The organism is Microbacterium sp. cf046 (assembly GCF_900114345.1).
Classification (GTDB): Bacteria; Actinomycetota; Actinomycetes; order Actinomycetales; family Microbacteriaceae; genus Microbacterium.
This window is the reverse complement of the sequence record NZ_FOZJ01000002.1, coordinates 1,016,374-1,042,901: the sequence shown is the minus strand read 5'-3', so window position 1 is coordinate 1,042,901 and position 26,528 is coordinate 1,016,374. Positions and strand designations below refer to the sequence as shown.

Sequence of the window (26,528 nt, the reverse complement as noted above, 5' to 3'; positions counted from 1 at the left end):
CCGGGGATGGGGGACGCACATGGCCGAGGGCTACCCGAACATCGCGGATCACGGACTGATCGGCGATCTGCAGACCGCTGCGCTGATCGACACCGACGGCACGCTCGACTGGTTCTGCGCGCCGCGCTTCGACTCGCCCAGCGTCTTCGCATCCCTGCTCGACGCCGAGCACGGCGGGTACTGCCGCGTTCGTCCCGCGACCGACGACTACGTGTCACGACAGCTGTACCTGCCCGACACGGCGATCCTGATCACCCGGTTCATGACCGAGGAGGGCGTCGGCGAACTCGTCGACTTCATGCCCGTCGAGCCGGGCGAGGCGACCGACCGGCACCGGATCGTCCGAATGCTCCGGGTGGTGCGGGGGACGATGTCGTTCATCGCCGAGGTCAAGCCCCGCTTCGACTACGGCCGGGCATCGCACCGCATCGTGCCGTCGGACGGTGCGGGGGCGAAGGTCGTCTCCGACACACTGTCGCTGACCCTGCATCGCGTCGGCGATCCGGTGCTGCACGGCGCCGAGCGCGCGGGTCAGGTGGAGCTGGACGGCGACGGCATCCGCATCACCGGCAGCCTGCACGCCGGCGAGATGGCCGGTGTGATGCTCGAGACCGGCGACGCGGAACCCCGGCGCATTCCGCTGGCGGAGATGGACGAGCTGCAGCTGGAGACGACTCGGTTCTGGCGCGACTGGAACGGCCGCTCGACCTATCGGGGCCGGTGGCGCGAGATGGTCGGCAGATCGGCGATGACGCTCAAGCTCATGACCTACGCGCCGACCGGCGCCCTCGTGGCGGCGCCCACTGCGGGCCTGCCCGAGCAGGTCGGCGGCGAGCGCAACTGGGACTACCGCTACACGTGGATCCGCGACGCGTCGTTCTCGGTGTACGCCCTCCTCGGACTCGGCTACACCGACGAGGCCGAGGCGTTCGTCACGTGGCTGATGGAGCGGATCCACGAGAGCGTCGGCGAGGGCTCGGGTCCGCTGAAGATCATGTACCGCGTCGACGGCTCGTCCGACCTCGTCGAAGACAGCCTCGAGGACTTCGAGGGCTACCGCGGATCGAAGCCGGTGCGCATCGGCAACGGCGCGGCGGACCAGCTGCAGCTCGACATCTACGGCGAGGCGATGGACTCGATCTATCTCGCCGACACCCACGGCCTCCAGCTGCCCCACGCCGGGTGGACCCAGATCAGCGAGATGCTCGACTGGGTCTGCGACAACTGGGATCAGCCCGACGAGGGCATATGGGAGACCCGCGGCGGCAGGCAGAACTTCACGTACGGGCGCTTCATGTGCTGGGTGGCCCTGGATCGCGGCATCCGTCTCGCGCAATCGCGTGGCCGCCCCGCGCCGATTCCGCGCTGGCGCGAGCAGCGGGACGCGATCTACGCCGAGATCATGAAGGACGGCTGGAGTGCCGAGCGCGGCGCGTTCGTACAGTACCAGGGCACCGACGTGCTCGACGCATCGCTGCTCGTGATGCCCCTGATGGGCTTCATCGCGCCGCGCGACCCGATGTGGCTCTCGACGCTCGCCGCGATGGACACCGAACTCGTCTCCGACAGCCTGGTCTACCGCTACAACCCCAGTGCCTCACCCGACGGGCTCCGCGGGCACGAGGGTACGTTCACCCTCTGCTCGTTCTGGTACGTCGACGCGCTCGCGCGCTCCGGGCGTCTCGAAGAGGCCCAGCTCACGTTCGAGAAGATGCTCACCTACGCCAACCACCTCGGCCTCTACGCCGAGGAGATCGGGCTGACAGGGGAGCAGCTCGGCAACTTCCCGCAGGCGTTCAGCCACCTCTCGCTGATCAACGCCGCGGTGAACCTCGACTATCAGCTCGACCACGGCTCGGGTGTCGTCGACCCGGTTCTGACGAAGGGGCGCCGGCAAACATGAACGCACCACCCACGATCGGTTCGACAGCGGATGTGCTGGTGATCTTCGGGATCACCGGAGACCTCGCACGCGTGATGACGTTCCGGTCGCTGTACCGGCTCGAGCAGCGCGGGCTGCTGAACTGCCCGATCGTCGGCGTCGCCGTGGACGACTGGACGATCGATCAGCTCGTCGAGCGTGCCCGCACGTCGATCGCGGCAACGGGCGAGCAGATCGACGAAGGGGTGTTCGCCCGGTTCACCGCCCGGCTGAGCTACGTGCAGGGCGACTTCGCCGACGACGCCGCATACACCCGGGTCGGCGCGGCCATCGGGGCGGCGAAGTCACCGGTGTTCTACCTGGAGATCCCACCCAGTCTGTTCGCCACGGTCGTCAAGGGCCTCGCCGGCGCCGGGCTCACCGCCAACGCACGCGTCGTCATCGAGAAGCCGTTCGGCCACGACCTGAACTCCGCGCGGGCGCTCACAGCCGAGGTGCACCAGTACCTCGACGAGTCGCAGATCTTCAGGATCGACCACTACCTCGGCAAGCTGGGGCTGGAGGAGATCCTCTACCTGCGGTTCGCCAACACGATGCTCGAGCCGGTGTGGAACCGCAACTACGTCGACTGCGTGCAGATCACCATGGCCGAGAAGTTCGGCATCGCCGACCGCGGGCACTTCTACGATCCGGTCGGCGCGCTGCGCGACGTCGTCGTCAACCACCTGATGCAGGTGTTCGCCGCCGTCGCGATGGAGGCGCCCGCGCACGGCGACCTCGACACGATCAAGGACCTGCAGACCATGCTGTTCCGCGCGACGCGCGACGCGGACCCGCAGCACTACGTGCGCGGCCAGTTCGACGGGTATCACGATGTCGCCGGCGTCGCGGCCGGCTCCACGACCGAGACGTTCTGCGCACTGCGACTCGAGGTCGAGAACTGGCGATGGTCGGGCGTGCCGTTCTTCATCCGCACCGGCAAGCTTCTGCCCGAGACGGAGACCGAGGTGAGGCTGGTGTTCAAGCCGTCACCGGCGCTCGGGTTCGGGCTGCGGGATGCACGCAGCCAGCCGGATCAGCTCGTGATGCGGCTCGACCCGTCCACCGGGATGCGGATTCTGCTCAACGCGCAGCGGATGGATGCCCCCAAGCCGGGACTCGTCTCGCTCGACATGGAGTTCGCGACCGAGGGCGGGGAGGGGCACACGCCCTACGAAGTGCTGCTGCTCGCCGCGCTCACCGGCGGCCGCACCCGCTTCGGGCGGCAGGACACGATCGAGGAGGCGTGGCGCATCATGCAGCCGCTGATCGAGAATCCGTCGCCGATCCTCCCGTACGCACCGGGAAGCTGGGGGCCCGCCGAGGCTGACGCCCTGGTCGCCGACAACGGCGGCTGGCGCGACCCCTGGGTCTGACCCGCTCGGGTCAGCCGACTCGCGCGGGCAGGGAGGACGGCCCCAGCTCGCCGGCCCGCACGGCGAGGGCGACGGCTTCGACCCTCGTGTGAAGGCCGAGCTTCGAGAGCAGGTTCTGCACGTGCGTGCCGACCGTCTTCACGCTGATCCCGAGCTCCGATGCGACCTGCTTGTGCGATCGGCCGTCGGTGAGCAGCCCGAGCACCTGCCGTTCGCGGTCCGTCAGCGCAGAAAGGCGGCGCAGATCGGCGGTGGCATGCGGAGCGCGGCCCGTGCGATCGATCAGCCTGCGCACGCGAGCGAGGAATTCGTCGGCATCCATCGACTCCGCCGCATAGTCGTCGGCTCCGACGAGCAGCCCGGCGACGACATCGGCTGGAGCGGTGCGGTCGGCTGAGACCAGGACGACCGGCAGATCCGACCCGAACTGGTCGCGCAGCTCGCGCAGCAGTTCGCACCCGCCGTGCTCGACCTCGAGGATCGCGACGACCGGGGCATGGTCGCGCAGCGCGGCGGCGGCGGAGTGCGAGTCCGCGAACGCATCAGCCGACATCCCCAGTCGGCCCAGCAGGCGCACGTAGTCGGCCCGCACGGGCTCGCCCGTGACGACCAGCCCGTATGCGCCATCGCCTTCGATGCCCACGAAACCCCCGCTGCTGCTCAATGCGCGGGCTACGCATGCCTAGGGGCATTCCCCTAGTGGATGACACGGTGATCACCCGATATGCGCTCCCCAGCGGCCCTACAAGGATAGGACCGATTTCGGGCTTGCAACAGGGGCGCTCAGCCGGCGGGTTCGGTACGGGGTGCGCGACCCGCGGCGACCAGACCGAGTCCGGGGATCGCCCAGAGCCCGATCGCCACGATCAGCTCGATGACCGCGAGCACGATGACCGGAACACCGCCGCCCTGCGACGCGTCCTGGAGTGAACCCGGATCGAGCAGCGATTCGGGCATGGGCGAGAGCAAGGACTCGAGGAAGTCGACGCTCCAGTGCGCCGTTCCGATCGAGGAGAGCACCCAGACGACGAGGGATGCCAGAGCCAGTGCGAGCGCGACGACGCCGCAGATGACCGATAACCGCTTGTGCCGTCGAGCGCCGAGCACGATGCATCCGATGCCGAGCGCCACGTACAGCGCGAGGAACACGAACAGCATGGCTCTCTCCCGTCGTGGGTGGGTGCAGGCACGAGTCTAGGGCGGGCCGGCCGCCTCACCCGGCCCGGTGCGCGGCACGAACCTGGGCACCCAGCGCAGGAATGCGACTGCTCCCAGCAGGCCCACCACCCCCACGGCGCCGGTCGCGATCGCGAGCGACGAGAGCCCGGTGATGGCCGAGACCAGCAGCGGCGAGATCGCGCCGCCGGCGTCGGTGAGCGTGCGCCACGAGCCGAGGAACGGTGCCGGGTCGGACTTCGGCGCCACGTCCGCACCGAGGGTGAGCAGGATGCCGCTCGAGAGCCCGTTACCCACTCCGAGGACAGCCGCGAACATCGCGAACCACATCGCCGCGCTGTCGAGGTCATGCGTGAAGGCGAGCGCGATGAACCCGAGACCCATGAGGATCATCGCCGGCAGGGCGGCCCAGAGCCGGCCGAAGCGGTCCATCACCTGACCGCTCGCATAGAACAGGGCGAAGTCGATCGCACCGGATATTCCCACCACCAGGGCGATGGTCTGCGCATCGAGTCCGATGGAGAAGCCCCACAGCGGGAGCACGACCTGGCGGGCGGAGCGGACGGCGGAGAGGGATGCCGCGGCGAGGCCGAGCCGCGACAGAACGCGGCGGAACAGCCACATGGTCCGGAACACGCCCACGCGCTCCGCGCTCGGGATCGACCCGGTGACCGCCTCGCCGGTGTCCTCCGCCATCGCCGAGGTGGCGCGGGTGATTACGTTCTCGGCCGGCGGCGGGATCTGCTTCTCCGGATCCGGACCGAGCAGCACCAGCAGCACGGTCGCGATCAGGCACGCGCCGAAGAACCAGATCGCGGCGTGCTCGTCGCCGAACAGCGCCAGCAGGCCGGCCGCGACGAACGGCCCGATGAACATGCCGAGCCGGAACGTCCCGCCCAGCAGCGACAGCGCTCGCGCGCGGAACGCCAGCGGCACGCGGGTCGTCATGAACGAGTGGCGGGCGAGCCCGAATCCCGCTGCGCAGAAGCCGATCAGGAAGACGGATGCCGCGAACACTCCGAGCATGGGTGCGAAGACCATGCCGATCACGCCGACGAGCGACAGCGTGCCCGCGATCGCCATCGTGAGACGCTCGCCGATGCGGGCGACCGCCCACCCGGCGGGCAGGTTGCCGCAGAGCTGGCCGACCACGAGCGCCGACGCGACCAGCGCTGCGGTCGCCACGTCGGCGCCGAGCTGCGCGGCGATGATCGGGATGAGCGGGATGACTGCGCCCTCGCCGAGCGCGAACAGCACGGTTGGCCCGTAGATCATCGGCCCGAACCGCCAGAGCACGGTCGACGCGCGGTCGGTCACGCGGCTGCGCCCGGCCGTCGAGCGAGCCTGAGGCGAGACGAAACGGCGGTCACCGCATCCACGTTAGTCTGGACTGTCATGCTTGATTTCGATCTGTCCGCCGACATTCAGGCGCTGCGCTCCACGTTCGCCGACATCCGATCCGTCGTCGATGTCGATGCCCTCACCACTGAGATCGCACGCCTGAGCGAGGAAGCCGGCGCCCCCGACCTGTGGGACGACACCGACAAGGCGCAGAAGGTGACGAGCGCGCTCAGCCACCGTCAGTCGGAGCTGGCGCGGCTCACCGGCATCGAGCGCCGCCTCGACGACCTCGAGGTGATGGTCGAGCTCGCGAACGAGATGGACGACGAGGACGCCGCCGAGGAGGCCCGTCACGAGCTCGCCGAGCTCGAGGACGTCATCGGCCAGCTCGAGGTGCAGACCCTGCTGGACGGCGAGTACGACGAGCGCCCCGCGGTCGTCACGATCCGCGCCGGGGCGGGGGGAGTGGACGCTTCCGATTTCGCCGAGATGCTGCTGCGGATGTACCTGCGCTGGGCGGAGCAGCACAAGTATCCGGTCACGATCATGGACTCGTCCTACGCAGAAGAGGCCGGGATCAAGTCGGCGACGTTCGAGGTCGATGCGCCGTACGCGTTCGGCACCCTGAGCGTCGAAGCCGGCACGCACCGCCTCGTGCGGATGAGCCCCTTCAACTCGGCAGGCAAGCGCCAGACCTCGTTCGCGGCCGTCGAGGTCATCCCGCTCCTGGACGAAGCAGTCGAGGTGGAGATCCCGGAATCCGACCTTCGGGTCGACGTCTTCCGCTCGTCGGGCCCTGGCGGCCAATCGGTCAACACGACCGACAGCGCGGTCCGCCTGACGCACCTGCCGACCGGCACCGTGGTCTCGATGCAGAACGAGAAGTCGCAGATCCAGAACCGTGCGGCCGCCATGCGCGTGCTGCAGTCGCGCCTGCTGATCCTCCAGAAGGAGCAGGAAGCGGCGATCAAGAAGGACCTCGCCGGCGTGATCACCGCCAGCTGGGGCGACCAGATGCGCTCCTACGTGCTGGCGCCGTACCAGATGGTCAAGGATCTGCGCACCGACTACGAGGTGAACAACCCCTCGGCCGTGTTCGACGGTGACCTGGACGGCTTCATCGCCGCGGGCATCAAGTGGCGCAAGCGCCCCGCCGACGACTGATCGGATGCCGCGGCATCCCGACCCGCCGCGAGCGAGGTCCTGTCGCGAACGGCTGACGCGATCGGCCGCCGACCCTAGGGCGTTTACCCGACCCGGATACGCACATCACCCGATGGTCGCCGCCTCGCCCCGTTCCTAGCCTGGCCTCGTACCGCGCCGAGCACTGTGGCGCGCGAGAGAGAGGGTTGCCATGAACACTTCACGCCCGAACGTGAGTCCGGAACCCCGATCGCGACGCCGCAGAGCGCCGTGGCTGGCAGGCGTCTTCGCCGTGACGCTCTCGGTCGCGATGGTCACCGCGCCGGCGGCGCTCGCCGCGGACGGGCCCTTCGACATCAACGGCGTCGTGCCCGATGCCGGGACCGCCGAGCTGGCGGACGTGTTCGGGAGTGTGAAGGAGCTCGGGCCGCTCAACTCGAGCAGCACGAAGATCGGCGTGATCCACGCGGATGCCGTGCCGACGCTCGGCATGACCAACCCGAATGCCCAGGTCGACCTGCGGCGCGCGTGGCTGGACACCGCGCGGGATGCGGGCACGAACCACGACTGGCTGTACTTCGCGTGGGAGCGCGACAACAACACCGGCAGCGGCTTCATCGCCTACGAGTTCATGCAGAACGCCGCACCGGCCAGCTGTGCGTATGAGACGGCGACCGAGGCGCAGCTCACCGCGAACTGCAACCCGTGGGCCAATCGCAAGGCCGGCGACTTCATGATCCTCTGGGATCAGCAGGGCAACAGCCTCGATCTGTACCTGCGCACTTGGAGCGGCACGGCACCGAACCTGACGCTCGGCGCCCCGACGCTGCTGAACGCCGCCGTGTCCCAGGCCGCCTACAGCGCGGACGGATTCCGCGGTGAAGCCGCCGTCGACCTGACGGCGACCATCTTCGGCGGATCATCGCAGTGCCTCGCCTTCGCGAACACGATTCCGAGCACGGTGACCGGAAACTCCGACACCGCCGACTACAAGGACACGATCCTGCGGACCGCGCCTCCGATCAGCAACTGCGAATCGACCACCGTCACGACGCCGAAGACGGCGGCAGGAGCGGATGTGCCCGCTGGCGGACTGTCGATCGGCACCGGCGTCGTGGGAGTCAAGGACTCCGCCGTTGTCAGCCTGACCGGCGGCACCGCGACTCCGGCCGGTTCGGTCGCCTTCTTCCTGTGCAAGCTGGACTCTCCGGCACTCTGCACCGCCGACGGCACGAGTGTCGGTTCGACGAACCTGACGGGCGCGGCGTATCCCGTGACCGTCGTCTCGCCGACCGCGTACGTGACCTCTGCAGGTCGCTACTGCTGGCGGGCGGTGTTCAGCGGGGACTCGGCGAACGGCATCCCCTCCTCGAGCGACTCCTCGGCGACGGAGTGCTTCACGGTGAACCCGGTGACACCGTCTCTGGCGACCACCGCGGGTGACGATGTGTTCCTCGGGGCGGCAGTGACCGACTCGGCCAGCTTGGGTGGGACGGCCACGCAGCCGGCGAACCCGATCATCAACCTGACCGGCACCGGTGGCGCAGCGGCCGGCGGGACGATCACAATCAAGCTGTACGGGCCGAACAACTGCACGACGCTGGCGTACACGTCACCGACGGTGGCGGTCAGCGGCAACGGCGTCTACAACACGCCGGCACCCCAGTTCGTGCCGGGAGCGGCCGGGACGTACCACTGGGTGGCGGTCTACAGCGGCAGCTCGCCGAACACGAACGGCACCACGCACAACGCCGCCTGCGGTGACAGCAACGAGGACGTGGTCGTGCAGACGGTCGCCTCATCGCTGCGCAGCGCCCAGACGTGGGTGCCGAACGACGCGGTCACTGTGACGGCGCCCGCGGGTGGGGCGCTTGCCGGCACGGTGTCGTTCGACCTCTACGCGACCAGCGACTGCAGCGGATCGGCGATCTACAGCACGACGGCCGCCGTCGCAGGCGCCTCTCCGCAGGTGGTGAGCACGAGCAACACCACGGCGCAGTCGGCATCCGGGTCGTTCTCCTGGAAGGTCAGCTACGACAGCACGAACCCGGGACAGCGCGACATCCCGGCCAGCTGCCACGAGACCTCCGCGCTGACGATCGCGAACGGCGGTCTCATCAGCAGTCCGTGACGGGGGACACACCCGCTGCACAGCGCTTCCGCTGTGCGAAACGCATGGTGGAATGACCGGATGCCGAGGCCAGGGTGTCGCTCGACGCGCTCGGCCGTCACCCGCTTAGGCTCGGATGGCCATGATCCGGTTCGAGAACGTCACGAAGCGCTTTCGCGGCACTGCGAAGCCCGCCCTCAGCAAGGTCGACTTCGAGGTGCTGCGTGGCGAGTTCGTGTTCCTCGTCGGCGCGTCGGGCTCGGGTAAGTCCTCGTGTCTGCGGCTCATCCTGCGCGAGGAGACGCCGAGCGACGGCCGCGTCGTCGTGCTCGGACGCGACCTGCGGTCGCTCTCCAACCGCAAAGTGCCGTACTTCCGGCGACACGTCGGCGCCGTCTTCCAGGACTTCCGCCTGCTGCCGAACAAGACGGTGTTCCAGAACGTCGCATTCACGCTCCAGGTGATCGGATCATCCCGCGGATTCATCCAGCAGGCCGTCCCGGAGGTGCTCGCCCTGGTCGGCCTGGCCGGCAAGGAGAAGCGGTTCCCGCACGAGCTCTCCGGCGGCGAGCAGCAGCGCGTCGCGATCGCCCGTGCACTGGTCAACCGCCCGCAGGTGCTCCTGGCCGATGAGCCGACCGGAAACCTCGACCCGGGCACGTCCGTCGACATCATGCAGCTGCTCGCGCGCATCAACGCGGGTGGCACGACCGTCGTGATGGCGACGCACGAGGCCGGCTTCGTCGACCAGATGCAGCGCCGCGTCATCGAGCTCGTCGAGGGCGAGATGGTGCGGGACGAGCGCCACGGCGGATACGGCGACACGTCGAGCCTGCCGAGCCTGGCACCCGAGCCGGAGCGCGGTGCGGCCGCGGTGGCGGCGCTCACAGCCGTGCTCGAGGTGCAGCGGGAGACCGCACTGAGCCCATCCTCGGCGGTGTCGTCGGCGTACGGCCACGGCACGACGCAGGCGGCCGAGGCGTCGACCGACGTCGCCGAGGCAGACGCGGCCGAAGAGGCGCCCGGTGCGGCATCCGGCGAGATCGAGAGCGACGAGCACCACGCCGCGCCGGCGGAGAAGACTGCACCCGTGGCAGCCGAGCCGGAGCCCGCTCCGCCGACGCACGCACCGGCGCCCCGAACGCAGCCCGTCCCGATCGTCGACATCGCCGAGGTCGAGGTCGCCGAGCTGGGTCTCGCGGATCGCCTGGGACTCGGCGAGACCGACCCCGATGACGAAGTGGGGCCGACCTCGTGAGGGTCGGGCTGGTCCTCTCCGAGGCGCTCTCGGGGCTGCGGCGCAATGCGTCGATGGTCATCTCGGTCGTGCTCGTCACCTTCGTCTCGCTCACCTTCGTCGGCGCCGCGATCCTGATGCAGATGCAGATCGGCCAGATGAAGGACTACTGGGCCGATCGCGCCCAGGTCGCGATCTACATGTGCACCGCGATCTCGCAGGCGGCGACCTGCACCGACGGGGTCGCGACGCCCGAGCAGCTGGCGGAGGTGCAGGCGAGGCTCGACGGCCCGGCGCTCGCGCCGCTCATCCGCGATCTGCGGTTCGAGGATCGCGAACAGGCGTACGCGAACGTGATCGAACTCCTCGGCGAGGACTACGCGAGCGTCATCACACCCGAGCAGCTCAACGAGACGTACTGGATCAACCTGATCGACCAGGGCCAGTCGGACGTGATCATCGAGGCGTTCACCGGGATGCAGGGCGTGGAGGAGGTGCAGGACCAGCTGCAGTACCTCGAGCCGCTGTTCTCCGCGCTGACGGTCGCGACCTACATCGCGGTCGGCATCGCCGCGCTCATGCTCGTGGCGGCGGTGCTGCTGATCGCGACGACCATCCGCCTCTCCGCCTACGCGCGCAGGCGTGAGCTCGGCATCATGCGGCTGGTCGGCGCGTCGAACAGGTTCATCCAGACGCCGTTCATCCTGGAGGGGGTCTTCGCGGCCCTGCTCGGATCGCTCCTCGCGGGCGCGGCGATCATCGCGGGCGTGCACTTCGGCGTCGACCAGTACCTGCGCCAGCGCGTGGATTTCGTGACGACCTGGGTGAGTGTGGCCGATGCGTGGGTCGTGGTGCCGATCCTGATCCTGATCGGCATCGTGCTGGCCGCGTTCTCGGCCGGCTTCGCGATCCGGCGGTGGCTGCGCGCCTGATCGGCCCACGGCAGTCTGCACGGCCGAGCCGTGTTGTTAGACTGACAGGCTGCCGTGCGCCCGCGCGGCCCCGGAATCGCTCCGGATGCTGAGCCGGGAGAGTCGTCATGCCCAGGGAACGCGGTGAACAGGTCGTCGCGACCAATCGTCGCGCGCGCCACGAGTACACCATCGAGAAGACGTACGAGGCGGGCCTCGTGCTGACCGGCACCGAGGTGAAGTCGCTGCGACAGGGCCGCGCCAATCTGTCGGACGGCTACGCGTACATCGACGGCGGCGAGGCGTGGCTGGATGCCGTGCACATCCCCGAGTACTCCCAAGGACACTGGACGAACCACGCGACGAAGCGGGTGCGCAAGCTGCTGCTGCACAAGGACGAGATCATCAAGCTCTCGCACGCCGTCTCGGCGGGCGGCTACACGCTCGTGCCGCTCAAGCTCTACTTCTCGGACGGTCGCGCCAAGGTCGAGATCGCGATCGCGAAGGGCAAGCACGAGTGGGACAAGCGCCAGACGCTCCGTGAGCGTCAGGACAAGCGCGAGGCAGAGCGCGCGATGCGCTCGAAGAACCGCCTCGGCGACTAGCTCGGGGTCGGCGCCGGACCTGCGCGCTGTGGCGGACCCTGCGAGTGCGCTCCCGTCGCGCGAGCCAGCAGCGACCGGCGACTGCGCACGCCGGTCTTCTCGAACACCGACTTGAGGTGGTCCTGGACTGTGTACGGCGAGACGAACAGGCGCGTCGAGATCTCGGCCGTCGCGGCCCCGCGCGACAGCTCGAGCACGACATCCCGCTCGCGGACCGACAGGGCGAAGGCGCGCGCGAACAGGTCGAGTCGCTCCTCCATCGTCGCCGGCTCGATCGTCACGACGATGCCCTGCGCCGGCTCCACCCGGGCCGCGCTGACCCGCACCCACGATCCGTCGGATGCCGGCATCCGGGCCAACGGCTCGCTTCCGTCCACGCCGGCCTCCCGTGCGAGCAGCTGCGCCGCGACGTTGTAGACGGCGGCGGGGATCGGCGTCAGCTGATCCGGGGTGGGCAGCAGCAGCCGCAGCCAGGGAGCGGCATCCGCCGTCTGTCCGACGACCGACAGCGAGTCGTCGACCAGCACCACCGATGGTCCGGATGCCGGCGGCGGAGCGGCAGGATGCTGAAAGCTCTGCCCGCGGATGATCCGCACAGCCTGAGCGAGTCCGGGCGCCACTGCGCGAAGCGTGGCCATCTCGTCGCTCCGGAACGCTCGCCGAGACCACAGGTCCACGAAGCCCCAGCAGTTCGCGTGCTCGCGCAGGACGACCGATGCCACATCGACGACGCCCGCCGGTTCCTGGATCTCGCGCCACAGCGCGCTCTGCGCCGCTCGATCGCCCAGCGACGCCGCAACGTCGAGCGTGGTCCACCGGTTCGTCGAGGTCAGGTACTTGAGCCTGATCGCGCGGGCGGCCTCGCGCGCGTCCGGGATCCTCGCGAGCGGATCGATGCCGACGCCGGTGACCGGGTCGGTGAGGGCGAACACGTGCCAGTCGAAGTCCATGACGGTTCGCAGGCGCCGCAGCACCTCGGCGCGGAAGTGCCGCGAGTCGGCTGCACCGCGCGCCGCCTCCTCGAGTGCGTCCAGCGTCAGCAGCCACGGCAGATCCGACGACATACGCCCACGATACGAGCCTCGGCGGGCGGATCCCAGGTCCTCGCAAGACGCGAGAATCCCAAGAGTCTGGGATGGGATGCGCCGACCCGGCGGCCCATCATGAGGACATGTACACACTTCACATCGAGCATCCGATCACCGACTTCGACGCGTGGCGGGGTGCGTTCACGCGGTTCGCCCCGCTGCGGAGCGCTGCCGGGGTTCGCTCCTGCACGGTCCGACGCCCGGTAGACGATCCGCACTACGTATCGGTCGACCTCGACTTCGACACGCCCGCGGGCGCCGAGGCGTTCTTGCAGACGTTGCGCACGCGGGTCTGGTCGACCCCCGATAACAGCCCCGCGCTGGCCGGCGATCCGATCACGCGCATCCTCGCTACAGAGGAGACCGCCCAGTCCTAGGCGAATCGCGTGGAGCACACCTGGCGCCCAGGCGGGATGAGTCGAGCTAAGCGCGTGCACAGCTGCGGGCATTCGTGGAGGCACTCCGCTCGCGGCATCCCTTCGTCCCGCGTGTCGCACTTGAACCCCGCGGTCATGTCCGCGCCCGAACCACCGACCTCCGCCTACGGAACCGCCGGCTCAGCTGCGGCCTCCGCGACCGCGCGGTCGGTGAACGCCGTCTTCGGCACGAACGCGAGGGCGATCGCCGCGATGAGCGCGGTCACGCCGCACACGATCCAGACGGTGAAATAGCCGGCGAGCGATCCGGCGGTGCCGGTACCCTCCGCTGCGGCGCCGGTCGCGCCGTGGAGCAGCGCGATGCCGAACACGCACGACGCGATCGCACCGCCGACCGTCTTCACCGAGTTGGTGAGGCCGGTCGCGACGCCGGTCTGCGTCGCGGGGGCAGCGGATGCCGCAGCCGCGGGCAGTGCGGCGACCAATGCACCCGAACCCAGGCCGACGATCACCATGTTGATGATCACCTGCGTATAGGTCTGGTGGAACGGGATGAACAGCAGGAAGCCGATGGCCACCAGTGTGGACGCGCCCATCAGTGTCAGGCGCGGCGCGGTGAGGCGGGCGATCAGCGGGAACAGCAGTGCGCCGACGATCATCGCGATGAGGTAGATGCCGATGATCAGCGACGTCGCGAAGCCCGCGGTGCCGAGTCCGTAGCCGTACACGTCCGGATCGGTGCGGGCGAAGGTCGACAGCGGCGCCTGAGCGCCCAGCACGCTGACCCCGAAGAGGCCGGCCGTGAGGAACACCGGGCCGAGCGCGGGGGAGCGGAACATGCGCACGTCGATGAGCGGGTCCTCGTGGCGAAGCTCCCACAGGGCGAAGGGCACGACCAGCAGGATGCCGAGCGCCACGACCGTCCACGACCACGGGTTCACGAGCCCGCCCTCGAGGCGCAGCAGGCTGAGCCCGCCGGTGAAGCAGATCAGGGCGAGCGAGATGAGGATCAGGCCGACGGTGTCGAAGGTGCCACCGGTCGGCTCCGGGGACTCCTTGACTCCGAACATGATGACGAAGAAGCAGACGACGATGAGCACCGCGGGCACGAGCAGGACGACTGTGAGGGGCAGCGAGTCGATCAGTGCGCCGCCGACGAGGGCGCCGACGATCGCGCCCGCCTCGAGGGCGGCCACGAGCAGACCTGCCGCGCGTGCCGTGATGACCGAGCGACCTTCCATCCGGCGCGAGCGCGACCAGATGAGGGCGATCTCCAGCGGGAGCCACACGACGTAGAAGCCCATCAGCGCCCACGCGGCCAGGAACAGCGGGAACGAGTCGGTGAACGGCAGCACGAGTGCCGCGGCCGCCGTCAGGGCGGTCGAGATGAGCAGCATCCGCTTGTGCCCGACCATGTCGCCGAGCTTCGCGAACGCGGGCACGACGAGTGCCGACAGCATGAGCTGGGCGCCCTCGAGCCAGTTGACGTCGGCATCGTGCACACCGAGGTGCCGGGCGATGTCGGTGAGCATGGGCGTGTAGTAGCCCTGCAGCACGCCGCTGGTGAACTCGACGAACGCGAGGAATCCGACGACGGTGGCGAGGGTGCCCAGGGTGGCGGCGCGCGTCATCGCGGCTCCTTCGGGAAGACGAGGGTTTCGGGTGCGATCACTGTAACCGCTGCAGGAGAGCGCGATGGAACAGCTCTCCGCGCTCGAGGGACGCGATCTCGACGCGCTCGTCGACGCCGTGGATCGACGCGCGCTGCGCATTGGTCATCTCGAGCGGTGCGAACCGGTAGACCGCGGGTGAGAAGCGGTGGAAGTGTCGCGAGTCGGTCGCGGCCATCATCACGTAGGGAACGGTGGACGCATTCGGGTACGAGGCGTTCACGGCGTCGACGATCAGGGCGAACTGGTCGTTGTCGGTGGGCGACTCGGGCGACGGCTCACTCGATTCGACGACCGTGACCTCGACGAGCGGGTCGGCGATGCGGCGCTTGACGCGCCGGACCGTCCCGGCGACCGTCTCGCCCAGCGCGATGCGCAGATTCAGCGTCGCCGACGCCTGCGACGGCAGCACGTTCGCGGCGGTGCCGCCCTGCTGCATCGTGGCGGCGACCGTCGTGCGAACGAGCGCGGCCGGCTCCCCGCCCATGGCCGCGAATGCGCGAGCGGTCAGCCAGGGGAACGTCGCGAGGGTGCGCAGGAGCAGCTGCGGGGCGCCGGATGCGCGGTCGGCGAACTGGGCCAGCATCCGGGTGATCGCCTTCGGAGAGTGCGCGGGGAACGTCCACGGATCGAGCCGGTCGATCGCGCGCGCGATGCGACCCACGGCGGTGATCTTCGGCGGGGCGGAGGCGTGTCCGCCGTCGCCGCGGGCGGTGAGGCGGAGCGTCAGCACGCCCTTCTCGCCGACGCCGACCATCGCGGCATCCCCGAGCGCGAACGGGAGGGGCGCGTCGACGACCGCGCCTCCCTCGTCGAGCACGAGCCACGGGACGATGCCGCGGCCCTGCAGTGTGGTCGCGATCTGCTCGGCCGCTGCGCCGTAGGTCTCCTCGTTGCCTCCGAATGACAGGTACACGTCACGCGGGGGCGTGAATCCGGCAGCCAGCAGGTTCTCGACCGCCTCCAGCACGATCGCGAGCGGTCCCTTGTCGTCGAGCGCACCGCGGCCGTACACCCAGCCGTCCTCGACGCGGCCTTCGAATGGCGGGTACGTCCAGGCGTCCGACTCGTCGACCGGCACGACGTCGTAGTGCGCCATCAGGACGACGGGCTGAGCGGATGCCGCAGCTCCGGCCCACCGGAAGAGCAGGCCGAACTCCGTGACCCGCTCGAGGGAAAGATGCTCGTGCACGAGCGGGTACAGCTCCGCGAGGAGCACGACGAAGTCCTCGAACGGTTGCGGGCCGCGCGCGTCGAGTTCGGCGCTCACGGTCGGCAGCCTGATCATGCGGGAGAGGCGTTCACCCACTCCCGGGCGAGGGGTCAGGGTCTCCGGCAGGGGCGTGGCTGCAGCGGGCATGCGGGCTCAGCGGGCGGCGAAGCGCGCTTCGACGGCTGCGGTGACCACGATGTCTTCGGGCTGCAGTTCGACCGCAGGGCCCGCGGAACCGGCATCCATCGACATCGCCATCGCGCGCATCATCTTGGGCGCCGGAGCGGCGCCTTCGGGCGCGTGGGTGAGCAGGCCCAGGTCGGCGATCTCCAGCGGTGTGAGGGTGGCCAGCCCGATCGCACCCGCGTACGCGGTCGCGCGGTCGACGGCGACCTTGACGGCCTGCGCGGCGACATCGGCTTCCATCGACTTCGCGGTGGCGGGGGTGAGCTGCCACACGACGTTGTCCACCTGCACGCCGTCGCGCTCGGCGACGTCGCTGATCCACCACGACAGGGCTGCGAAGTCGGTGAAGGTGGCGGTGAACTGCACCGAGGCGTAGTGCACGAGCGCGAGCTGCTTGCCCTCGTTGTTCCACGGGCGGTTCGCCCACACCGACACCCGCTGGCTCGACCACTCGCTCAGGCCCCCGGCATCCCTGCGGGCGGTGAGGTCATCGCGCAGGGGAGCCGCGAGGGCGGCGATCCTCTCGACGACGGCGCCGCGTTCGCGGCCTTCTGCGCGCAGCGAGATGTGCGCGACGGCTTCTTCCGGGGCGACGCGGGTCTCGTGCTCGCCTCGAACGGTGATGGTGACTTCGCTCATGGCTGAGACTCTACGCGCGCGACCGGGGAGTAGAGTCTGGCCTGACGGCACTGCGCTGGTCGGCGAGATCGGCGAGGGAGCCGCATGGGGAGCACATCATCGACGCGCGCTGCGGGGTGGGCGGCGCTCACCGTCGCCGTGGTGGTCGGGGTGACGGGTTGCACCTTCGGCCCGCCATCGCCGGCGTCGACGGATGCCGCGGCCGTGCACGAGCCGGTTCCCGGCTCCGCGGCCGCATGCGTGCCCGACCCCGATGCGGTTGCCGCCGCGGAGGACACGCAGTCCACCGACCCCGTGCCCGTTGAACTGGCCGCGGAGTTCGACGCCGCCGCGGCCGCCGTGCACGAGCGGGTGCGTGAGGTGGTTCCCGGAGTGGTCGTCGGCGTTCGCAGCCCCGCCGGCACCTGGAGCGCCGGGTACGGTGCAGACCTCGTCACCGGCGCCCCGGTCGCGGTCGATGCACACGCGCGCGTGGCCTCGGTCACGAAGTCGTTCGTCGGGACAGTGATCCTCCAGCTCGCCGAGGAGGGCAGCCTGTCGCTCGATGACCCGATCGACGACTACGTGGCCGACGTGCCGAACGGCACGCGCATCACGCTGCGCGAACTCATCTCGATGACGAGCGGGCTGGGCAACTACTCCGACGACGAGGCCTGGGGACTCGCGGTGCTGGCCGATCCGGAGGCGGAGTGGACGCCCGAGCAGCTGCTCGCGTATTCCTGGTCGATGCCCACGTCGTTCGCTCCGGGATCGAACATGCAGTACACGAATGCCAACTTCATCCTTCTGGGTCTGGTCATCGAGCAGGTGACCGGACAGGCACTGCCCGACGTACTGGACGAGCGCATCCTCGGCCCGCTCGGGCTGACCGAGACGAGCTATCCGACCGACAACGAATTGGCCGAGCCGCGCATGATCGGCTACACGCTTCCGGCGGTGGTCCATCCCATCGGGGGGACATCGAACAAGTGGGTCGACGCCACGGAATGGAGTCCCAGTTCGGCCGGCGCCGCCGGCGCCATGATCAGCGACGTCGACGACATGCTGGCGTGGGGTCGGGTGCTTGCGACCGGACAGGGCGTGCTGTCGGAGGCCGCGCAGGTGGCACGGCTGGAGTCGTTCGGTTCCTCCGATCTGGCGCCGCAGGAGTTCTACGGTGACGCGATCGTCTGCCAAGGCGGCTGGATCGGGCACAGCGGCAACATCCCGGGGTACAACACCCTTGTGCGCTACGAGCCGGCCTCCGAAACGACGATCGTCGTGATCGCCACGGGCCTGTCGGGCTCGTCCACTCCGCCGCGCGAGTTCGTCACCGAGGCCTTCGCGGCAGCGCTGGCCGAGGCGGGAGGCACGACCTTCGTTGCTCCGGTCGTTCCCGACGAGGCGCAGTTCCAGGCGATAGTCCCCGAACTCTGAGCCGACGGGCAGCTCGGGCTGAGTCAGCCGCCCTCGGTCGGGGACTTGATAGAGGCGGTGTACGCCTTGAACACCGCCCAGCGCACGTCGCGCTGCGTGAAGAGGTAGGTGTCCGCATAGCCTTCGGCGTCGACCGGTATGCCGGCCGGATCCTTCAGGGCGAGGTAGACGCCTTCGGGCGCATCGATTCGCGTGTAGCCGGATGCCTCGAGCTGCTGCATCGCCGCGACCGCATTCTCGGGGTCGATCGGAGCCCAGGCGAGGTCGATGATGTCGTCGGGGGCGAGCCCGGGGTCTGCGCCCCACCGGCAGACGAGGGCGCCGCGGGGGCTGCCGTTCGGGAAGCCGTCGAAGGGCCGCGGGCCGACCAGCTGGCCTTGGGTCTCCCATGACACCCACCCGTTCGCGGCCATCATCGCGCGGAACGCGTCGGTGGAGGTGGTCTCGCACGTCGCGACGACGGTGGTCGCGGTGGGGGAGGGGGTTGCGGATGCCGCCGGCGTGGCGCTCGGCGAGGGTGCGGCGGATGCGGTCATGGTGGGCGTCGGGGACGGCTCGGCCTCCGACGACTGAGGCACGAGGAAGCCGGCGAGGAGGACGAGCGCCACGACTGCCGCGACAGCCGATCCGGCGATCAGCCACAGGCGTTTGGTCGACACGCGTCGACAGTATCCGGCCCGCAGCGCTCCAGCGCGTCGCGACGCGGCCCGGAGCGCCGCGGAATCGCGGGGATGCGGCATCCGTTGTAGACTGTGATGCTCGGCACCCGACAGGGTGGCGGGTGCATGACAACTCCACAGCGCGTGACAGCGGCCCTCTGCAACACAGGGGAGACCATGGGGATGATCGGTTTCGACATCGCCTGAGCTCCTGCGAGAAGCGGGCCGAGGATGCAGGGTTATCTCGTAAACGATCCTTGCAAAAAGATAACTGCCGAAAAGCAGAAGTCTGCCTTCGCCCTCGCTGCATAAGCGAGCCTGAAGGCCGTCAGACCGTAGGCGTTCCCGCTACGGACCCTGGCGTCATCTAGGGAACTTGCTGCGTGACGGCGTCTGGACGTCACGTGGGACTCTTCCCAGGCTGGGCCTGTCGACCTGGATGCCTGTGGCAAAGGTCGGGGCCGAGCAGAACGTCAGCACAGGCTACGCCCGTAGAAGGCGCAGAGACACAGCGATGGACGGGGGTTCGATTCCCCCCATCTCCACCAATCCGCTGTCACGTGTGAACAGGCCCGGCGCCCGCGGTCAACGCGGGAGCCGGGCCTTCGTGGTCGTGCCGAGGCACACCGGTGCAGTGCATGCGACGCCCTCGGTTAGGCTGATCGCTGGTCCACTGATCGGGCCATCGGGGGAGAGCTTCAATGCGTCTACGCGCGCGCCTTGGCATGGTTGCCGGGGCTTCTATCGTCATGTCGTCACTCGTGTTCGCGCCGCCCGCGATCGCGTCGACGATCGAGCCCGGAAGCACGACGACGGTCGCGGCGCTCCTCGACGATCTACGGGTGACGGCTCCATCCACCTCGACGTACGATCGCGACCTCTTCTACGAGGGTCAGGACGCGGACGGGGACGGCTGTCGCACCCGCCAGGAGGTCCTGCTCGAAGAGACGATCGTTCCTGCGACGATCACCGACACATGCACGGTGACGACTGGCGAGTGGTACTCCTACTACGACGGGGCCACGCATCTGGACGCGACGCTCGTCGAAATGGACCACCTCGTCGCGCTGAAGGAGACATGGGTCTCTGGTGCCGATGCGTGGTCGGATGCGCAGAGGACCGCGTACGCGAACGAGACCGATTTCGCAGCGACGCTCGTCATCGTCACCGCAGCCGTGAACACCGCCAAGTCGGACAAGGATCCCGCCGGCTGGCTGCCTCCCGTTGACTCCGCCCGGTGCCGATACATGACCGACTGGGTGACAGTGAAGTGGCGCTGGAACCTCGCCGTGGATTCGGTCGAGAAGACCGCCATCCAAGACGTGCTGGCAGGCTGTGGACCGATCGAGACGCCGGCGCCGGCTCTGCCGCTGTCCGGCCAGCCGGCTGACCCGGTTGTGGGCAGCGTGACCGAGATCGCTCCGTTCGGGCCCGGGATCACGCGACTGTCCGGCTTGAGTCGCTACGAGACGGCGATTCAGGTTTCTCAGCGCTACTCGCCAGGAGTGCCCGCGGTGTTCGTCGCGACGGGAACGAACTTCCCTGACGCGTTGTCCGCGGCCGCGGCCGCTGCATTCGTCGGCGGCCCATTGCTGTTGACGCCGTCTGACTCGCTCCCCGAAACCGTGCTGGGCGAGATCCAGCGCCTCGCGCCCGCGAAGATCTACGTGATCGGTGGCGCCGGCGCGGTGTCACCGGCGATCGTGGACGCTTTTAAGATCGTCGCGCCCACCGAGAGGCTCGAAGGAAGCGACCGATACGCGACGGGTCGGAAAATCGTGTCGTCCATATTCCCCGGCTCGGCCACGGTGTTCTTGGCGACCGGCACCTCGTTCCCGGACGCGCTGGCGGCGACCGGCGCTGCCGGCAAGCTCACCGCGCCGGTGCTCCTCGTGCCGGGGACGACCGGTGCGCTCGACACCGCGTCACTCGGCGTCATCTCGGATCTTGGCGCGTCGGACATCGTCATCGCCGGTGGTACGGGTGTGGTCTCGGCGGGCATCGAAACCCAGCTCGCCAGCCAGTACTCGGTCTCTCGGTACGGTGGCGCCACGCGCTATGACACCACCGCGAACCTGAACAATGCATTCTTCGCGCCGGGCTCGTCGGCGAATGTCTTCCTCGCGACCGGCGCGAACTTCCCCGACGCACTCGCAGGCGCGGCCCTTGCAGGCCGCCTCGGGGCACCTCTGTACATCTCGACGGCGCCGTGCGTGCCGGGTCCCATTCGGGAGTCCATCGCCGCTCTCGGCGCCTCGAACCAGATCATCATGGGCGGCCCTGCGGTCGTGAGCGATGCAGCGGCATCCAACACGGGGTGCATGAGCCCCGGAGCGCCCACGATCAGCGGGACTCTTCTGGTCGGGTCGAGCGTGACGGCGAATCCCGGGGTGTGGACGGCCGGCACCACCCACACCTATCAGTGGTACGCCAACGGTGCGCCGCTGGCGGGGGCGACGGGGTCTGCGCTGGCGCTGACCACTGCGCACGCAGGCAAGAGGATCAGTGTCGTCGTGACGGGCACCAAGGTCGGCTACCTCGAGATGTCGGTGGCGTCGCAGCAGACAGCGCCCGTGGGATACCCCTCCCGGACGACGCCGATCGACAGCTGGACCTGTCCCGCTTGGGCGCCGATCAAGGGCAACGCGAACTCGATGATCTATCACGTTCCCTCCGGCCAGTACTACGCGGCGACGAATCCCGAGGAGTGCTTCACGACCGAGGCCGCCGCGGTCGCGGCCGGGTACCGAAAGTCGCAGCGCTGAGGCGGGCCGCGGGACGGGCAGCGACATCCCGAGAGGTCTTGCGGGAGCGGCAGTTTCCTCTGCGAGGAGGCGTCAACGGCCCGCCGGCCGCCCCAGTCCGCTAGCGTCACTGCATGGCCACCGATGACTGAGCCCCGGACGACGTCGGCGGCCGCGGCCGATGCGAACGCGAGCATCCTCCGCAGGCCCGCAACGTGGGTCTACGTCTTACTGGTCGTGGCGGGTCTCGTCGTCATCGTTCCCCGATTCGTCTTGATGCTCGATCAGCCGGATCTCCTCGTCGTCACGTGGCTGGGCGGCGCCATCCAGGCCGTCGCGCTGCTCCTGTTCGGCTGGGTCATGCTGCCGAAGCGTCGCGCGTCCGCACCGGCAGTTCTGCTGTCGATCCTCATCGGAGCGACCTTCTGCACGGGGTCGGCGATCACGCTGGTCAACATCGGCGCCACGCTGCGACTCGAACGATTCGTCGTCACGCCGATCATCGAAGAGGTCGTCAAGCTCGTCGCGGTCCTGGTGGTGCTGCTGATGCTGCGGCCGCGACTCCGCGGCCCCCTCGACGGTCTGATCATCGGCTATTTCGTCGCGTTCGGCTTCACGATCGTCGAGAACATGCTCTACACGTCCGATGCCGCCAACATCACGGCCGGGTGGCAGCTGGTGATCACTCGGTTGATCTTCCAGTTCGGCACCCACGTGCTCTACACCGCCATCGCGGGCGCCGCGCTGGCGTACGTCGTGCTCTCTCGAGGGCGGAAGTGGTGGCTTCTCGTCGCAGCGTTCGCATCCGTGCTCGCGGTGCATCTTCTGTGGGACGTGCTCGGCCTCTGGCTGGCGCCCCTTGTCTACCTGGGTGCCGCCGTCGTGCTGGGCGCTGCGGCGATCGTCGCATTCGTCCTGGTGCGGCGGGCCTGTGCCGCGTTCGAACGACGAGCGGATGCCGTCGGCTCCGCCGACTGACGGTCAGCTGTCGCTCCACACCCGTTCGATCGGAATCTCCCGCCCGAGGACGTTCTCCGCTGCGCGGTGGCCGGAGAAGAGCGCCGCAGTCACCGTCGCGGGATCATCGGTCCATGTCGCCTCGCCGGCGAGATGGAGCACGCCGCCGATCGGGGTCGCCAGGGTGTCGTGATCCTGCGTCGTCGAGCCGACCTTCATGTACGCGTAGGAGCCGTGTGAGAACGGGTCGTCCTGCCAGTCCGTGACGTGCACATGGGTGGGACTCTCGACCCGGTCGCCATAGAGGCGCCGCAACTGAGCCAGCACGGAGGCGACGATCTCGTCCTCGCTCCAGTCGCGCGTCTCGACCGCCGCCGGCCCTGCGGCGAAGGTCAGAAGGGTCGGAGCGCCGTGCAGGGCGGTGAGGTCGTACCAGGAGTGCCACCACCGGCTCTCGGGCCCCTGCTGGCGGATCACGTAGACGCCGTCGTCCCAGAACTTCGTCGGGAATCGGAGGAAGACCTTCTCGAATGCGTTCATCGTCAGTCGACTCAGGGCACCGGCGACCGGCTCGGGAAGCGGCGGATCGATGATGAAGTCATCCGACTGCAGCACGCCGACCGGCACCGTGACGATGGCGCGGTCGGCCGAGAAGGTGCCGAAGTCAGTGGTCACGGTCACACCGTCTGACCACTCCAGACGTGAGACGACGTGCGTGAGTCGCACGTCGAGCCCTTCCGCGAGATGCGACGGAAGGCGGTCGTACCCGTCGGGGAAGACCACCTCGTCGCCGTCGATCGAGTCGTCGTCGAGTCCGTGCGCGGCGAGATCCTCGATCCACGCCCCGTACTGCTCCTCCGACCGGTGCTCCAGATACTCGCGCACGCGCTGTGCACGAGCGTCGTCCCATCCCTGGGCCGCGATCGCGGCATCCGTCACGTCACGATACGAAGCGTCCGGATCCGAGTCGGCGACCACGTTCAGAAGGGTCGCGTCGACCGTGTGGATGTCGTCGACGAAGCTCTGGGCGGCGGCATCCGGGAGTCGCTTCCCGTCGGGACCGTAGTAGGCGATCGGACGACTGTCGGGCTGGTATCCGCCGACGGTGAACTCCACCGTGCGCATGCCGAAGGCCTCGGCGGCGGCCGCTACCGGGGAGTCAGTGATGCCGTGGATCCACGATGCGCCGAGATCGGTCGCGAGTCCGTAGCGCCGATCGGTCACGACGCGGCCGCCGACCCGATCCCGGGCCTCCAGCACCACGACGTTCTGGCCGGCGCCTGCGAGCAGGCGGGCCGCGGTCAGGCCGGATACTCCTGCGCCGATGACGATCGTGTCGAAGCGTTCCATCTCCCGACCTTCCCTCGCGCGGGAAGCTCAACCCGCATTCCGACGCTACCGCCCTCGTCGGCGGAGTGCAGAGCGCGCCGCGATTCGCGGTTTCGGCCGCGCTCATCTCGGCGAGGCAGGCTGTGGAGAGCTCGCAATCGATGTCGCACATATGTACTAAACTCGAAGTCATGATCGAACACCCGCCACGATCCGACGAGCCGAGACCCGGCCGCCTCGATGTCGTGGTGGACCTCGCCGCGACGATGGCGATGTACTCCGCGGAGCGGCTGGAGCAGATCGATGAGCTTCGCCGGGCGCACCTGGCGGATGCAGCGGTGGCCGGGCGGCACTTCACCGACGTGGTCATGCGGGGCCTGCGCCTCGAGCTCGCCGCCGCGATGCGGATCACCGAGCACGCGGCGGGCAGCCTGATCGCCTTGGCGGAGGCCCTGGTGCACCGCTACCCGAGTGCGATGCGCGCCCTCGAGCGCGCACGCATCACCGAACGGCACGCCGAGATCCTCGTCTATGGTGTGGACGAGCTGGAGCCCGAGCTGAGGGCGGCGCTCTTCGATCGCGCGCTCGCGCTGGCCGAAGTTCACCCGGTGGGTGAGTTCCGCCGGCAGCTGGGCAAGCTGATCGAGTCCGCGCGGGTCGTTACGCTGGCCGAACGTCACGAGGCGGCGCTCGTGCACCGCAGGGTCTTCGTGGAGCCGGTCGGGGACGGCATGGCGTGGACGCACCATCTCGGACCGGAGATCGAGGCCCACGCTGCGTACGGGAGAGCGACTGCGATCGCGAAGACGATCCTCGCGCAGGAAGGCGGAACCCGCACCCTGGATCAGATCCGGGCCGACGTGGTGGCCGATCTCCTCATCGAGGGTACGACGGCGGCACACCCCGCTGAAGCGCGTGGCATCCGCGCGACCGTGGTGGTGACCGTGCCCGCCCTCGCGCTGCTCGAGCAGACGGATGAGTCGGTCGCACGGGCCGGCGCTGACGCGGCGACCGTCGAGGGCATCGGCCCGATCCCGATCGCGCGGGCGCGCGAACTGTGCGGAGGCGACGCCATGTGGATGCGGGTGCTCACGCACCCTGAGACGGGCATGGTCCTCTCGGTGGGGCGGACGCAGTACTCGCCTCCGGCGTCGCTGAGGCGACTCGTGAAGTGGCGCGCCGACCGGTGCATGGGGCCAGGGTGCGGGATGCCGGCCTCCCGGTGCGAAGTCGATCACACCATCGCCTGGGAGCAAGGCGGCGACACCGGGCTCGAGAATCTCGCGCCACTGTGCAAAGGCCACCACAAAGTCAAGCATCACGGCGGCTGGCGCCTGAGACAGATCGCAGACAGCGGCGGCGCGGTCGAGTGGATCTCCCCGGCCGGCCGAAGCTACGTGGTGCGACCGGAGCGCCGGGTGCCCGCATTCACGGTGTCGAGTGAGCGCACCGGTGTGTCCGTGGACGATCGCGCCCCGTTCTAGCGCGGGACATCCTCACGCTTGCAGAAGCTTGTCGGCCACTTCGGCCAAGACCGATTCATCGCCGGCGTAGATCCCGTCTTCGCGGGGCCAATGCGCGACCACATCGGTGAAACCCAGGGTCTCGGCACGGCTCACCGCGTCCTCGTAGGACGCGAAGCTCGCGAGGGAGTACGCCGACTCGATGTCGATCGACACGAAGCGCGGGATGTCGCCCTGCCTGCCCGAAGCTGCGTACTCGTCCTCGAATCGCCTCGCCAGAACCGCGAGCTCGAACCACCACCGTTCGCGGTCGTCCTCGTTTCCGCCGGTGGTCACCCATCCATCCCCGTGGTTCGCGGCGAATCGGATCGTCTTCGGGCCGTTGCCCGCGATCAGCAGTGGCATGCGAGGGTGGCGGGCAGGCGCCCCGACCATCCGTGCGCTGCGCGATGTGAACCAGTCTCCATCGAAGGAGATGCCGCCCGAACCCGGCTGTTCGAACCGCAGGAGCGTGTCGAGCGCCTCTGCGAACTCGATGAAGCGCCCGTGGCGTTCGCGGGGGCTCAGCTCAGGCTGTCCGAGGACGTATGCGTCGAAGCCGGTGCCGCCCGAGCCGACGCCGACCAGCACGCGACCTCCAGCGATGTCATCGAGCGTCGCGAGTTCCTTCGCGAACGGGACCGGATGGCGGAAATTCGGACTCGCGACGAAGAGCCCGAGGCCGATGCGGGTCGTGACCATCGCCGCAGCTGTCAGCGTCGGGATCGTCGCGTGCCACCGCTGATCGGCGAGGCTCCGCCACGACAGGTGGTCGTACGTCCACGCGTGATCGAACCCGTACTCCTCGGCCAGTCGCCACCGTCGTCCGGCCGCCGGCCAGTCCTGCTGCGGCAGGATCACGATTCCGTGTCTCACCCGGGCCACGCTACCGCGGTCGGTCCGGCCCGCGCGTGGCCCCAACACATCG

At 69.0% G+C, this 26,528-nt stretch carries 22 protein-coding genes and 1 other RNA gene; 13 read left to right on the top strand and 10 right to left on the bottom strand.

Annotated features, from left to right (window positions below):
- The first annotated feature begins 19 nt into the window (after window positions 1-19).
- Window positions 20-1,903, top strand: a complete 1,884-nt coding sequence (locus tag BM349_RS11225) for a glycoside hydrolase family 15 protein (protein WP_091706921.1) — start codon at window positions 20-22, stop codon at window positions 1,901-1,903.
- Window positions 1,900-3,297: a glucose-6-phosphate dehydrogenase gene (gene zwf, locus BM349_RS11220; RefSeq protein WP_091706920.1), complete on the top strand. Its 1,398-nt coding sequence runs from the start codon at window positions 1,900-1,902 to the stop codon at window positions 3,295-3,297. Before BM349_RS11225 ends, zwf begins: the two co-directional genes overlap by 4 nt.
- Window positions 3,298-3,307: 10 nt before the next feature.
- Here zwf and BM349_RS11215 read toward each other — a convergent pair whose 3' ends face one another.
- The 3 genes from BM349_RS11215 to BM349_RS11205 all read right to left on the bottom strand — a co-directional run bounded on the left by BM349_RS11215 (window position 3,308) and on the right by BM349_RS11205 (window position 5,748).
- Window positions 3,308-3,940 carry a response regulator transcription factor gene (locus BM349_RS11215; RefSeq protein ID WP_091706919.1) on the bottom strand — a complete coding sequence of 211 codons (633 nt, stop codon included), beginning with the start codon at window positions 3,938-3,940 and terminating at the stop codon, window positions 3,308-3,310.
- 140 nt (window positions 3,941-4,080) lie between these two features.
- Entirely contained in the window at window positions 4,081-4,455 is a 375-nt protein-coding gene (locus tag BM349_RS11210) for a hypothetical protein (protein ID WP_091706918.1), read from the bottom strand.
- Between the two features lie 36 nt (window positions 4,456-4,491).
- Window positions 4,492-5,748, bottom strand: a complete 1,257-nt coding sequence (locus BM349_RS11205; RefSeq protein ID WP_091707265.1) for an MFS transporter — start codon at window positions 5,746-5,748, stop codon at window positions 4,492-4,494.
- Window positions 5,749-5,868: 120 nt separating this feature from the next.
- Here BM349_RS11205 and prfB point away from each other — a divergent pair, with 120 nt between their 5' ends.
- The 5 genes from prfB (at window position 5,869) to smpB (ending at window position 11,820) form a co-directional block, all read left to right on the top strand.
- A complete protein-coding gene (gene prfB, locus BM349_RS11200) occupies window positions 5,869-6,978 on the top strand; it encodes a peptide chain release factor 2 (RefSeq protein WP_091706917.1) in 1,110 nt (369 codons plus the stop codon).
- 190 nt (window positions 6,979-7,168) lie between these two features.
- Window positions 7,169-9,088: a hemagglutinin gene (locus BM349_RS11195; RefSeq protein ID WP_254773832.1), complete on the top strand. Its 1,920-nt coding sequence runs from the start codon at window positions 7,169-7,171 to the stop codon at window positions 9,086-9,088.
- Between the two features lie 121 nt (window positions 9,089-9,209).
- Window positions 9,210-10,325, top strand: coding sequence for a cell division ATP-binding protein FtsE (gene ftsE / locus BM349_RS11190; protein WP_091707263.1), 1,116 nt, complete (start codon window positions 9,210-9,212; stop codon window positions 10,323-10,325).
- Window positions 10,322-11,236 carry a permease-like cell division protein FtsX gene (ftsX, locus tag BM349_RS11185; RefSeq protein WP_091706916.1) on the top strand — a complete coding sequence of 305 codons (915 nt, stop codon included), beginning with the start codon at window positions 10,322-10,324 and terminating at the stop codon, window positions 11,234-11,236. The genes ftsE and ftsX overlap by 4 nt, the downstream gene beginning before the upstream one ends.
- A gap of 107 nt (window positions 11,237-11,343) precedes the next feature.
- The gene (gene smpB / locus BM349_RS11180; protein WP_091706915.1) at window positions 11,344-11,820 is read left to right on the top strand and encodes an SsrA-binding protein SmpB; all 477 of its coding nucleotides are present in this window, start codon (window positions 11,344-11,346) and stop codon (window positions 11,818-11,820) included.
- On the opposite strand, the gene BM349_RS11175 is transcribed toward smpB, so the two are convergent.
- The gene (locus BM349_RS11175) at window positions 11,817-12,884 is read right to left on the bottom strand and encodes a helix-turn-helix transcriptional regulator (protein WP_091706914.1); all 1,068 of its coding nucleotides are present in this window, start codon (window positions 12,882-12,884) and stop codon (window positions 11,817-11,819) included. The genes smpB and BM349_RS11175 overlap by 4 nt on opposite strands.
- 107 nt (window positions 12,885-12,991) lie before the next feature.
- Between BM349_RS11175 and BM349_RS11170 the strand changes: the two genes are divergently transcribed.
- Entirely contained in the window at window positions 12,992-13,285 is a 294-nt protein-coding gene (locus BM349_RS11170) for a hypothetical protein (RefSeq protein ID WP_091706913.1), read from the top strand.
- A gap of 164 nt (window positions 13,286-13,449) precedes the next feature.
- On the opposite strand, the gene BM349_RS11165 is transcribed toward BM349_RS11170, so the two are convergent.
- From BM349_RS11165 to BM349_RS11155, 3 genes are all read right to left on the bottom strand, one after another.
- A complete protein-coding gene (locus BM349_RS11165; RefSeq protein WP_091706912.1) occupies window positions 13,450-14,916 on the bottom strand; it encodes an MFS transporter in 1,467 nt (488 codons plus the stop codon).
- A gap of 37 nt (window positions 14,917-14,953) precedes the next feature.
- On the bottom strand, window positions 14,954-16,225 hold the full coding sequence (locus BM349_RS11160; protein WP_254773831.1) for a M20/M25/M40 family metallo-hydrolase: 1,272 nt from the start codon (window positions 16,223-16,225) through the stop codon (window positions 14,954-14,956).
- A 96-nt stretch (window positions 16,226-16,321) separates the two neighbouring features.
- The gene (locus BM349_RS11155; protein WP_091706910.1) at window positions 16,322-16,993 is read right to left on the bottom strand and encodes an SIMPL domain-containing protein; all 672 of its coding nucleotides are present in this window, start codon (window positions 16,991-16,993) and stop codon (window positions 16,322-16,324) included.
- Window positions 16,994-17,077: 84 nt separating this feature from the next.
- Here BM349_RS11155 and BM349_RS11150 point away from each other — a divergent pair, with 84 nt between their 5' ends.
- Window positions 17,078-18,409, top strand: a complete 1,332-nt coding sequence (locus tag BM349_RS11150) for a serine hydrolase domain-containing protein (RefSeq protein ID WP_091706909.1) — start codon at window positions 17,078-17,080, stop codon at window positions 18,407-18,409.
- A 23-nt stretch (window positions 18,410-18,432) separates the two neighbouring features.
- Here BM349_RS11150 and BM349_RS11145 read toward each other — a convergent pair whose 3' ends face one another.
- The gene (locus tag BM349_RS11145; protein WP_091706908.1) at window positions 18,433-19,068 is read right to left on the bottom strand and encodes a hypothetical protein; all 636 of its coding nucleotides are present in this window, start codon (window positions 19,066-19,068) and stop codon (window positions 18,433-18,435) included.
- A 179-nt stretch (window positions 19,069-19,247) separates the two neighbouring features.
- On the opposite strand from BM349_RS11145, the gene ssrA reads away from it, so the two are divergent.
- The 3 genes from ssrA (at window position 19,248) to BM349_RS11130 (ending at window position 22,790) form a co-directional block, all read left to right on the top strand.
- Window positions 19,248-19,616: a transfer-messenger RNA gene (ssrA, locus tag BM349_RS11140) on the top strand.
- Window positions 19,617-19,817: 201 nt separating this feature from the next.
- A complete protein-coding gene (locus BM349_RS18770; protein ID WP_175525272.1) occupies window positions 19,818-21,833 on the top strand; it encodes a cell wall-binding repeat-containing protein in 2,016 nt (671 codons plus the stop codon).
- Window positions 21,834-21,956: 123 nt separating this feature from the next.
- On the top strand, window positions 21,957-22,790 hold the full coding sequence (locus BM349_RS11130) for a PrsW family glutamic-type intramembrane protease (RefSeq protein ID WP_091706906.1): 834 nt from the start codon (window positions 21,957-21,959) through the stop codon (window positions 22,788-22,790).
- 3 nt (window positions 22,791-22,793) lie between these two features.
- Here BM349_RS11130 and BM349_RS11125 read toward each other — a convergent pair whose 3' ends face one another.
- A complete protein-coding gene (locus tag BM349_RS11125) occupies window positions 22,794-24,119 on the bottom strand; it encodes a flavin monoamine oxidase family protein (protein ID WP_091706905.1) in 1,326 nt (441 codons plus the stop codon).
- Between the two features lie 170 nt (window positions 24,120-24,289).
- Between BM349_RS11125 and BM349_RS11120 the strand changes: the two genes are divergently transcribed.
- Window positions 24,290-25,582, top strand: a complete 1,293-nt coding sequence (locus BM349_RS11120) for an HNH endonuclease signature motif containing protein (RefSeq protein ID WP_254773830.1) — start codon at window positions 24,290-24,292, stop codon at window positions 25,580-25,582.
- A gap of 12 nt (window positions 25,583-25,594) precedes the next feature.
- On the opposite strand, the gene BM349_RS11115 is transcribed toward BM349_RS11120, so the two are convergent.
- On the bottom strand, window positions 25,595-26,476 hold the full coding sequence (locus BM349_RS11115; protein ID WP_091706903.1) for an LLM class flavin-dependent oxidoreductase: 882 nt from the start codon (window positions 26,474-26,476) through the stop codon (window positions 25,595-25,597).
- Between the last annotated feature and the right edge of the window lie 52 nt (window positions 26,477-26,528).

Excerpts from the sequence above, each read along its gene's own strand:
- BM349_RS11225 (WP_091706921.1), top strand. The coding sequence starts at position 20 with ATGGCCGAGGGCTACCCGAACATCGCGGATCACGGACTGATCGGCGAT.
- zwf (WP_091706920.1), top strand. The coding sequence starts at position 1,900 with ATGAACGCACCACCCACGATCGGTTCGACAGCGGATGTGCTGGTGATC.
- BM349_RS11210 (WP_091706918.1), bottom strand. The coding sequence starts at position 4,455 with ATGCTGTTCGTGTTCCTCGCGCTGTACGTGGCGCTCGGCATCGGATGC.
- BM349_RS11205 (WP_091707265.1), bottom strand. The coding sequence starts at position 5,748 with ATGATCTACGGGCCAACCGTGCTGTTCGCGCTCGGCGAGGGCGCAGTC.
- prfB (WP_091706917.1), top strand. The coding sequence starts at position 5,869 with ATGCTTGATTTCGATCTGTCCGCCGACATTCAGGCGCTGCGCTCCACG.
- BM349_RS11195 (WP_254773832.1), top strand. The coding sequence starts at position 7,169 with ATGAACACTTCACGCCCGAACGTGAGTCCGGAACCCCGATCGCGACGC.
- ftsE (WP_091707263.1), top strand. The coding sequence starts at position 9,210 with ATGATCCGGTTCGAGAACGTCACGAAGCGCTTTCGCGGCACTGCGAAG.
- smpB (WP_091706915.1), top strand. The coding sequence starts at position 11,344 with ATGCCCAGGGAACGCGGTGAACAGGTCGTCGCGACCAATCGTCGCGCG.
- BM349_RS11175 (WP_091706914.1), bottom strand. The coding sequence starts at position 12,884 with ATGTCGTCGGATCTGCCGTGGCTGCTGACGCTGGACGCACTCGAGGAG.
- BM349_RS11170 (WP_091706913.1), top strand. The coding sequence starts at position 12,992 with ATGTACACACTTCACATCGAGCATCCGATCACCGACTTCGACGCGTGG.
- BM349_RS11165 (WP_091706912.1), bottom strand. The coding sequence starts at position 14,916 with ATGACGCGCGCCGCCACCCTGGGCACCCTCGCCACCGTCGTCGGATTC.
- BM349_RS11155 (WP_091706910.1), bottom strand. The coding sequence starts at position 16,993 with ATGAGCGAAGTCACCATCACCGTTCGAGGCGAGCACGAGACCCGCGTC.
- BM349_RS11150 (WP_091706909.1), top strand. The coding sequence starts at position 17,078 with ATGGGGAGCACATCATCGACGCGCGCTGCGGGGTGGGCGGCGCTCACC.
- BM349_RS18770 (WP_175525272.1), top strand. The coding sequence starts at position 19,818 with ATGTCGTCACTCGTGTTCGCGCCGCCCGCGATCGCGTCGACGATCGAG.
- BM349_RS11130 (WP_091706906.1), top strand. The coding sequence starts at position 21,957 with ATGACTGAGCCCCGGACGACGTCGGCGGCCGCGGCCGATGCGAACGCG.
- BM349_RS11125 (WP_091706905.1), bottom strand. The coding sequence starts at position 24,119 with ATGGAACGCTTCGACACGATCGTCATCGGCGCAGGAGTATCCGGCCTG.
- BM349_RS11120 (WP_254773830.1), top strand. The coding sequence starts at position 24,290 with ATGATCGAACACCCGCCACGATCCGACGAGCCGAGACCCGGCCGCCTC.